The sequence below is a fragment of the Methylobacterium sp. 2A genome (assembly GCF_009806555.1).
Taxonomy (GTDB): domain Bacteria; phylum Pseudomonadota; class Alphaproteobacteria; order Rhizobiales; family Beijerinckiaceae; genus Methylobacterium.
The window spans coordinates 167,732-176,575 of the sequence record NZ_VUOK01000045.1; the positions used below are offsets into that span (position 1 = coordinate 167,732).

The following is an 8,844-nucleotide window of genomic DNA, read 5'->3' on the forward strand; positions in this document are numbered from 1 at the left end:
CCGCGAGGTCGATGGCAACGGCACGGGGATCACATCCGCGACGGGAGCCAGAGGACGATCGCCGGGAACGCGACGAGGATGGCGATCGCGATCAGGTGGGCGACGAAGTGCGGCCAGATCCCGTGGAAGACGTCGGAGACCGGCCGGTTCGCGTAGCGGGCCACGATGAAGCAGTTGAGTCCGATGGGCGGGGTGATCATCCCCACCTCCGCCGTCACGATCTTGACCACGCCGAACCAGAGCGGATCGAAGCCGAGGCTCTTGATCAGCGGCAGGACGATGGGGACCGTCAGCACGAGGATCGCGATCTGGTCCATGAACGAGCCGAGGATGATGTAGCCGCACAGGATCAGCGTGATGATGATCCACCGGGAGACTTCGAGGCTCCCGACCCAGTCCACGAGACCTTGGGTGACCTGCGTGATCGTGAAGAAATATCCGAAGATACTCGCGCCGACGAGGATCATCGTGATCATGCAGGTGCCCTGGGCGGCGTGCTGGAAGCTCTTCACGCCGCTCGCGAGCGTGAGCTTCCCCCGTTGCACGGCCAGGAAGAAGGCACCGAGGGCCCCGAAGGCCGAGGCCTCCGTGGGCGTCGCGACGCCGGTGTAGATGACGCCCGTCACGATGCCGAAGAGGATCAGCATCGGCCCGACCGACCGGAGCATCCGGATCCTGTCGGCCCAAGGAACCCCCCGGACGGACGGCGCCCGGCGCGGATCCTCCCAGACCAGCAGGAGGATGGTCAGCATGATGGTGATGGTGACGAGAATCGCCGGGATGATGCCGCTGACCAGGAGCTTCCCGATATTCACCTCGGCCAGGAGCCCGTAGATCACCAGGGCGATGCTGGTGGGCAGCAGCATGGACAGCGTGCCCGAGATGGCGACGACGCCGGCGGCCATGCGGGGCTCGTAGCCCTGCTTGAGCATCGCCGGCAGCGACGTCGAGGACAGGGTGGCGGCCGAGGCGGTGCTCGATCCGCAGATCGCGCCGAAGCCCGCCCCGGCGAGGGCGGTCGCCATGCCGAGGCCGCCGGGAATCCGGCCGACCCAGGCGGCGGCCGCCTGGAACAGGTCGTCGGCGACGCCGCTCACCAGCACCAGTTCCGCCATGAGGAGGAACATCGGGATCGTCAGGAGCTCGTAGGAGCTGACGACGGAGAGCGGCGACGTCTGAAGGATGCCCATCACCATGCTGGGACCGCCGAGCGCCCAGAGGCCGGCGGCGCCGGAGACGGCCATGGAGAACCCGACCGGGAGCCCGATCGTGAGCAGGGCGAACAGCCCCAGGACGACGGCGAGGACGATCACTCGAACCCCCTCTGTGCGATGGCCTCGGAGGAACCCGCGATGGCCGGCAGCGAGATGATCTCGCGCCCGCCCAAGAGGGTCGCGAGATGGCACAGGCCCGACAGGGCGAGGCGCAGGGTGAGAAGTCCGGCCCCGAGCGGCACGAAGATCAGCGAGGCCCAGGTCGGCCAGGAATAGCTCCCCGCCAGGACGTCGCCGGCCTGATAGGCCTCCCAGGTCCGGGCTGCGCTCGTCTCCGTCAGCAGGCCGAAGAACCCGGCCGAAAGCGCGCAGATCAGGACTTCGCAGACCCGGCGGCCCCAGCGCGGAAGGGCGTGGTGCAGAAGATCGACGTTGATGTGCCCGTTGGCCGCGAAGGTCGGCGACAGGGCCAGGAAGAACAGCGCGACGATGACGTAGAGGGAGATGAAGTCGTAGGACCAGCCGAAGGGCCGATTGAACAGGTAGCGCATCGCCACGTCGATCCCGACGATCCACATGATGGCGAAGAGCGCGAAGGCCGCGAGAGAGGAGGCGGCCGTCTCGACGGCACGCAATGCGCGGTCGAGCCTAGCGAGCAGCATCATCACCGGCCTCCCGATGCGCGATGGCTCGTCCGGCTCCGTTCGGGTCAAAACAGTCATGGTCATGCGGCGTATCCTCCCGAATCGAGGCCCGCGCCTGTCCCGACGCGTAGTCTCAGTATGATTTCGGCAACCCCAGGACTTTCTCGGCAATGAAGCAGAGGATCAGCTGCGGGCTGACCGGCGCTTCTGCTCCTCGGCGCCGAAGACAATGACGGGGTTCAGCCCGAAGATGTTCATCTGGACCGCGGAGGTGCCGGACATGCCGGCCCCGGATTCGGCGATGGCGCCCGGCGTGATGGCGCCTTCGGTGAGGTCGAGACCCGATCCGCCATAGGCTTCGGGGGATACGGAAGCCGAGCCGGCCTGGCGGTCTCTCACGGTCCGATACGCGTCGTCGAAGCCGGAGCGGAGCCCCGGGATCGCCGCGCGGATGGCGTCCTGCCGTTCCGTGAGGGCGAAATCCATGGTCGGCCTCCTCAGGCTGCGGGAGCGAGGGTGACACCGGCCGCCGTGAGGCCAGCGATGTCGGAATCCGAGAAGCCCGCCTCGCGCAGGATCGCCGGCCCGTCCTGTCCGAGCCTGGGCGCGGGACGGCCGATGGCAGCCGCGGTGTGGGAGAAGGAGCCGGGGATGCCCGGCATGGAGAGCCGGCCCTCGGTCGGATGGTCGATCTCGACGAAGAAGCCCTTCGCCGCGAGGTGGGAATCCTCGATCAGGCCATCGAGCGTGGCGAGGCGGGAGACCGGGATGTCCGCGCCTTCGAGCAGGGCGACGCATTCCTCGGTCCCGAGGGTGGCGAGAATTCCGGCCACCATCCCGTAGATCGCATCGATGTGCCGGGTGCGCTCACTGATGGTCGCGAAGCGCGGATCATCCGTCCAGATCTCCGGGCGCCCGATCGCGGTGAGGAAGCGCCGCCACTGTCCGTCATTGTAGATGACGGCGCAGACGAATCCGTCGCGGGTGGCGTAGGGCCGCCTGTCCCGCGACAGGAGCCGCGCATAACCGGGCGGCCCGAGCGGCGGATCGAACAGGCGCCCGCCCATGTGATCGGCGAGGACGAAGCTCGCCATCGTCTCGAACATCGGGATGTCGAGGCGCTGGCCTTCGCCCGTGCGCTCCCGGTGCCAGAGGGCCGCCAAGATGGCGCCGACCCCGTAGAGGCCGACTACCCGGTCCACCAGGGCCAGCGGCACGTAACGCGGGGCGGCGCCCCCCGCCTGGACCGCGAGGCTCGGCAGGGCGGCCGCGCCCTGGATCAGGTCGTCATAGGCCGGGCGGGCGGCCAGCGGGCCGTCCTGACCGAAGCCGAACAGCCCGGCATAGACGATGTCCGGCTTCACGGCGGCGATGGCCTCATAGCCGATGCCGAGGCGCGCCATCACCTGGGGCCGCATGTTGGAGACGAGGAGGTCCGCCCGCGCGGCGAGCCTCAGCAGCGTGTCCCGTCCGGCCTCCTGCTTGAGATCGAGCACGAGGCTGCGCTTGCCGCGATTCACCTGAAGGAAGATCGCGCCCATGCCCGGATTGCGGAACGGGCCGAGCCCCCGCACGGGATCGCCGCCGGGCGATTCGACCTTCACCACCTCCGCGCCCATATCGGCGAGGATCTGCGTGGCGTAGGGCCCCATCAGGGTGTTCGTGAGGTCGAGGACCCGAAGGCCTTGGAGGGGACCTGTCATGGCGCTCAGTGGGTCCGGGCGAGGGCGTCGCGGAAGGCGCCGAGCACGGCGGTTCCCGGCTTGCCGCGCTTGTCTAGGGCCGCCGCCCAATCCTTGGCGATGGCATCCGACGCGGTGACGAGTTCGGTCCGGTCGGCCTCGGGGAAGGGTTCGAGCGTCACGCCCTTCCCGCGCAGGGTCTCCTGATCCCGCGCCGAATCCTGGTCGGCGGCCTCGCAGGCGTGCCGGGTGGCTTCCTTTCCGGCCTGTTCGAGGGTGGCGCGCGCCTCGGGCGAGAGGCGCTTCCAGCGGTCGAGGCCGATGACGTAGGTCAGGGCCGCGCTGCCGAGGTTGATTCCGGTGGTTCCGTATTTCGTGAGCGCGCCGAGGTCGTAGGAGACGACGCTGGCATAGGGGAACAGCAGGCCGTCCACCGTGCCGCGCGACAGGCTCTGATAGAGATCCGGTGCCGCCATGCGGACGGGGATGCCGTCGAAATGCTTCACCGTCGCATCCATCGCTCCACCGGTGGTGCGGATCTTCAGCCCGGCCATCGACTTCAGCCCCTCGATCCGCCGGTTCGCGGTGAAGAGCTGGTAGGCCGGCGCCACCAGGGTGAAGAGCATGTGCACGCCGTTCGGCTTGAACTCCGCCTCGTCGATCGGGCCGGAGCGGGCGAGGCTGTCGTAGGCGAGGGTGCGCTGGCAGGCCGTCACGAACGGGCCGGGCAGCTCCGCCACGGCCGACAGGGGCATCTTGTCGGAGGTGTAGGAGGGGACGACGTAGCCGATATCGACGATGCTGCTTCGCGTCAGGCTGAGAAGATCCTTCGCCTTACCGAGCTGTTCGGCCGGGTAATACTCGAAGGCGATCTTGCCGCCCGAGATCTCCTTGACCCGGTCCATGAAGAACCGCGTCCCGGATTCAGCGAAGAAATGCCCGACCGGCAGGCTGTCGGCGAGGCGCAGCCGCTCGTCGGCCCGCGCTGCCGCCGGGACGAGAAGCGCTGCGACGACGGAGATGAGGAGGCGCCGCATTATCGAGAGGCCTTTTCGAATGCGTCGAGCACGAGCGTGCCCGGCTTGCCGCGATCGTCCAGTTCCTTCGCCCAGAGGCGGCCGATGCCGGACATCTCCTTGCCGATAGCGGCCTTGTCGGCTTTACTGAGGGCGATCTCGGAGACGCCCTTGACCCTCAGGCGCTCCTGATCGTCCCGCTCCTGAGCTTCGGAAATTTGGCAGCCGCGCTCCGTGGCCTCCTTGCCGACGCTGCGCAGGGTCTCCTGCACCGCCGGCGGCAAGGTCCGCCATTTGCGCTCGCTTATGACGTACATGACGACGAAGCTGCCGAAATTGGCGCCCTGGGTCGCGGATTTGGTCAAGTCCTGCAGATCGTACGAATAGATGGAGGAATACGGGAACAGCATTCCATCGATCGTGCCGCGGGACAGAGCTTGGTAGATATCTGGCGACGCGATCTGAATCGGCACCGCCCCCAGGGCCCGCACCGCGAGTTCCTTGGCCTTGCCCGAGGTGCGGATCTTGAGGCTTTTGACGTCGGACATGGACTTCAGGTCCCGCCCGCGCACGAACACTTGGTAGGGCGGCAGAACGATCGTGAAGAGCAGCCGGACATTGTTAGGTGCCAACTCGCGCTGGGCGATCACACCTTCCTCGTTCGCCAAGCTGTAGAAGGCACGGGTGCCCTGGCACGAGGTGGCGAACCCAAGGGGAAGCTCGGCCACGCCCGACAGGGGAAGCTTGTCGGTGATGAAAGAGGGAGCGACATAGGCGATGTCAGCGACGCCGTTGCTGACCAGGGTCAGCATGTCCTTGGCCTTGCCAAGCTGTTCGGCGGGGTAATACTCGAATTTGACCGCCCCACTCGACCGCTCGGTTGCGGTCTCGATGAACCACTTCGTGATTTTGTCGGCGATATAGTGGCTGGCGGGGAAAGAGTCCGCGAGCCGCAGATTCGTCGTCTGCGCGAGGGCCGGCGCTCCGCTCAGGACGAGACCGAGTACACCGACCCAGAGGGACCGCGGGATGCGCAATCCGGGGAAACCGTTCATGCGGACCATCATCCCTCCCGTTCCGTCGATGTGAGCTTCGCTGCCGCCTCGATCTCTCGGCAGGCGGCCACGACCTGCGCGGCCCGCGCCTCGATCACGCCCTCCATCCGGTGGAAGGGACTGGCCAGCGTGACCGCGAATTCCGATCCGTGGATCACGATGGGCACGGCGACGGCGATCACGTCGGGGTCGCTCTCACCGTAGTTCAGGAACCAGCCACGGGAGATCGACCGCTCGATATCGGCGAGATACTGCTCTTTGGTTGGAATGGTCCGCTCGGTCAGACGCTCGTATTTGAACGTAGCGGCCAGTGCTTCACGATCGTGCGGCGGCAGCAACGAGATGAGGGCTTTGCCCATCGAGTTGACCCGCGCGGGTCTCGTCTCGCCGACCTTCGCAGAATACCGAATCCGATGCGGCGACTCGAGAACTTCCAGGTAGATCACCCTGTCACGATTGCGGCTCGCCAGAACGATGGTCTCGCCGGTCCGGTCGCGCAGGTCTTCGAGGCTCTGAAGCAGATCCGCCCCGACCGGATCGTGACGCGCGATTTCCTGCGTGAGCGCAAGCATCCGGCGCGTCGGATACAAACTCCGGCGGGCTCCCGTCGCGTAGATGAAGCCACGCTGTTCGAAAGTCCGGATCAGATTGAAGCAGGTCGACGGCGCCATGTTGAGACGCCGCGCGAGCTCGGCGGGCGCGAGGGGCGACTGCGCCTCGGCGAAACGCACATACAGGTCAAGAACCTGCTCAGCGGCCTTCAAAGTTTCATCCCCAGGGCGTTTTTTTCGCTTAGATGAAAGATAGGATCAACGGTCCAGCCCTGTCAATGAGCGGTAGCTCCCGTCGCGCTGGATGCAGTGAGGCAACCGCGCCCAAGTGTCCCGAGGCTCTAGTAATTGGGCTTGGCGGAACAGTGTAAATTTCGCCGATTGTCTGCTTACCTGCGCCGTGAAGTCCAAACCGGATAGACCGCTTTCGGCCAGACTACGTCATGCCGGATCGCCATCGCGCGCAGAACCGGACATTCGGCTTGGCGCCCATCCGAAGGCGCTGCCGCGGAGAGAGGCTTCACACATGGGGTGAGGCGTGCGAGTCCGCGCCAGGGCTTAGGGCACGAAACCAACGACGTTTGCGCCGGCATCGTCGCACGACTCCAGGATCGGGGCATCCGCGCGGTGAACCCCTCCATGGGTTTCCCGATGGAGATGGACCAGAACCCCGGGAACACGATCTGGATCGTGGCGCACAAGCCGGTGGCCGTCGCGGCGGGGATGGGCCGCATGGGCATCCATCGCAACGTCATCCACCCGAGGTTCGGGAACTTCATCCTGCTCGGCACGGTCCTGCTCGACCAGGAGGTCGACGTCGCCGACGAGCCCATCGACTACAATCCCTGCCTCGACTGCAAGCTCTGCGTCGCGGCCTGCCCGGTCGGCGCGATCAAGGTCGATGCCCCGTTCGATTTCCAGGCATGCTTCACCCACAACTACCGCGAGTTCCTGGGCGGCTTCACCGATTGGGTGGAACAGATCGCCGACGCGAAGGACGCGCTCGATTACCGCCGCCGGGTGAACGAGCCCGAGACGGCCTCGATGTGGCAGAGCCTGACCTACGGTGCGAACTACAAGTCGGCCTACTGCATCGCCGTGTGCCCCGCAGGCGAGGACGTGATCGGCAGCTACCTGAAGGACAAGGCCGCCCATCGGCGGGACGTCCTGAAGCCGCTCCAGGACCGGCCGGAGCCGGTCTACGTCGTGGCCGGCACCGACGCCGAGGACATCGCTAGGCGCAAGTGGAAGCACAAGACGGTGAAGCCGGTGGGCAACGGCATGACGCCGCGCACCATCTCCGGCCTCCTGACGTTCATGCCCATCGTGTTCCAACCGGCGCAGGCCGAGGGGCTGGACGCCGTGTACCACTTCACTTTCACCGGCGCCGAGAACCGGGAGGCGACCGTCACCGTTCGGGACGGAAAGATCGCCGTCCGCGATGGCCTGGTCGACAAGCCCAACCTCCGGGTGGTCGCGGATGCCAAGACGTGGCTCGGCTTCCTTGCCAAGGAGAGAAGCCTGGTTTGGGCGTTCGCGCGGCGGAAGATCCGCGTCTCGGGGGACCCGCGTCTCCTGCTGGCATTCGGCAAGTGCTTCCCGTCACCCGAGATACGGCGCAAGGACGTCGAGATCATCCCCGTGGACTCGCTTCTGCGGCCAGCCATCACGGCCTACGAGAAGAACGACGAGATGACCGGCAAGGTCCGGTGGTCTGGTGAGTTGGTCCTCGGTGAGGTCGAGAAGGTCACGCATGAGGTCAAAACGTTCCGGTTCATCGATCCACGCGGCGGTGAGATCCCGTTCCGCCACGTCGCTGGGCAGTACCTGACCCTGGAATGCGTCCGCCAAGGCATCCCGGTCCGGCGGTCCTACACTATCGCCTCATCTCCGACCTGGCGGGACCGCGTGGAAATCACCGTCAAACGCGAGGCGCACGGTATGGTCTCCCGATGGCTACATGACGAGTTGCAGCCGGGCGACCGGATCAAGATCGAGGCACCGAGCGGCACATTCGTATTCTCGGGCACTGAATGGCCGACCGTCGTCCTCATCGGAGGAGGTGTTGGCATAACCCGATGATGAGCAGCGTTCGCTACCTCACCGAAACCGAGTGGCCCGGGACGATCTATCTGCTCCTCACCTTTCGAAGCCTGGAGGATTTCATCTTCCGAAGCGAGATCGAGGAATTGAAGCGTCGAAATCCGAGGCTGCGCGTGGCCGTTGCAGTGACCGCACCCGGGCAGGTGGGCTGGGACGGCCATACGGGCCATATTGACGCCCGCTTCATCACGGCTGCCGTTCCCGACATCGCCCTGCATCGCGCCCATATCTGCGGGCCGACGCCCATGATGGATGCGACCAAGAAGATCCTGCTCGACCTAGGCGTTCCGGCGGGTCAGGTGAGGACCGAGGCCTTCGGAACCGACCGGCGCGATCCAACCCGGAAGGCGCCACGGTCGGCGAAGGTGGTCGGCGAGGTCCAGTTCCTCGGCTCGGGCAAGACGGCTAGAGCTATTCCCGCCTATGTAGCGACGGCCAAGTCATCTTCGTAACCAGCAGCAGTGAGACTGTTTCGGCACTCGTCTGGTGTGAAGCGGGTGAAGGCATCGCGGATGGCCGCCCAGAGGTCGGGCACGGTGCGGGCGACCGCGGTTCGTAACAGGTGCTTCAGCTTGGCGA

The 8,844-nt window shown here is 66.2% G+C and carries 9 protein-coding genes and 1 pseudogene; 2 read left to right on the plus strand and 8 right to left on the minus strand.

The features are described 5' to 3' along the window. Positions 1-29: 29 nt before the first annotated feature. The 7 genes from FVE89_RS20810 to FVE89_RS20840 all read right to left on the minus strand — a co-directional run bounded on the left by FVE89_RS20810 (position 30) and on the right by FVE89_RS20840 (position 6,375). A complete protein-coding gene (locus tag FVE89_RS20810; RefSeq protein WP_160536175.1) occupies positions 30-1,310 on the minus strand; it encodes a TRAP transporter large permease in 1,281 nt (426 codons plus the stop codon). Beyond that, positions 1,310-1,942 (minus strand): TRAP transporter small permease, encoded by a 633-nt coding sequence (locus FVE89_RS20815; protein WP_160536153.1) that lies wholly within the window; start codon positions 1,940-1,942, stop codon positions 1,310-1,312. Before FVE89_RS20815 ends, FVE89_RS20810 begins: the two co-directional genes overlap by 1 nt. Before the next feature lie 99 nt (positions 1,943-2,041). After that, positions 2,042-2,344, minus strand: coding sequence for an acyl-CoA dehydrogenase family protein (locus tag FVE89_RS20820; RefSeq protein ID WP_160536155.1), 303 nt, complete (start codon positions 2,342-2,344; stop codon positions 2,042-2,044). A gap of 11 nt (positions 2,345-2,355) precedes the next feature. After that, the gene (locus FVE89_RS20825; protein ID WP_160536157.1) at positions 2,356-3,561 is read right to left on the minus strand and encodes a CoA transferase; all 1,206 of its coding nucleotides are present in this window, start codon (positions 3,559-3,561) and stop codon (positions 2,356-2,358) included. Positions 3,562-3,566: 5 nt separating this feature from the next. Then, a complete protein-coding gene (dctP, locus tag FVE89_RS20830) occupies positions 3,567-4,577 on the minus strand; it encodes a TRAP transporter substrate-binding protein DctP (protein WP_202130957.1) in 1,011 nt (336 codons plus the stop codon). Next, positions 4,577-5,611: a TRAP transporter substrate-binding protein DctP gene (gene dctP, locus FVE89_RS20835; protein ID WP_160536179.1), complete on the minus strand. Its 1,035-nt coding sequence runs from the start codon at positions 5,609-5,611 to the stop codon at positions 4,577-4,579. Before dctP (FVE89_RS20835) ends, dctP (FVE89_RS20830) begins: the two co-directional genes overlap by 1 nt. 8 nt (positions 5,612-5,619) lie before the next feature. After that, positions 5,620-6,375, minus strand: coding sequence for an IclR family transcriptional regulator (locus FVE89_RS20840; protein WP_160536159.1), 756 nt, complete (start codon positions 6,373-6,375; stop codon positions 5,620-5,622). Between the two features lie 426 nt (positions 6,376-6,801). Here FVE89_RS20840 and FVE89_RS20845 point away from each other — a divergent pair, with 426 nt between their 5' ends. Next, positions 6,802-8,244 (plus strand): FAD-binding oxidoreductase, encoded by a 1,443-nt coding sequence (locus tag FVE89_RS20845; protein WP_160536161.1) that lies wholly within the window; start codon positions 6,802-6,804, stop codon positions 8,242-8,244. Continuing rightward, entirely contained in the window at positions 8,241-8,717 is a 477-nt protein-coding gene (locus FVE89_RS20850; protein WP_160536163.1) for a hypothetical protein, read from the plus strand. The genes FVE89_RS20845 and FVE89_RS20850 overlap by 4 nt, the downstream gene beginning before the upstream one ends. On the opposite strand, the pseudogene FVE89_RS20855 reads toward FVE89_RS20850, so the two are convergent. Beyond that, positions 8,687-8,844 (minus strand): annotated as a pseudogene (locus FVE89_RS20855) (IS630 family transposase); the annotation flags it as partial. The gene FVE89_RS20850 and the pseudogene FVE89_RS20855 overlap by 31 nt on opposite strands.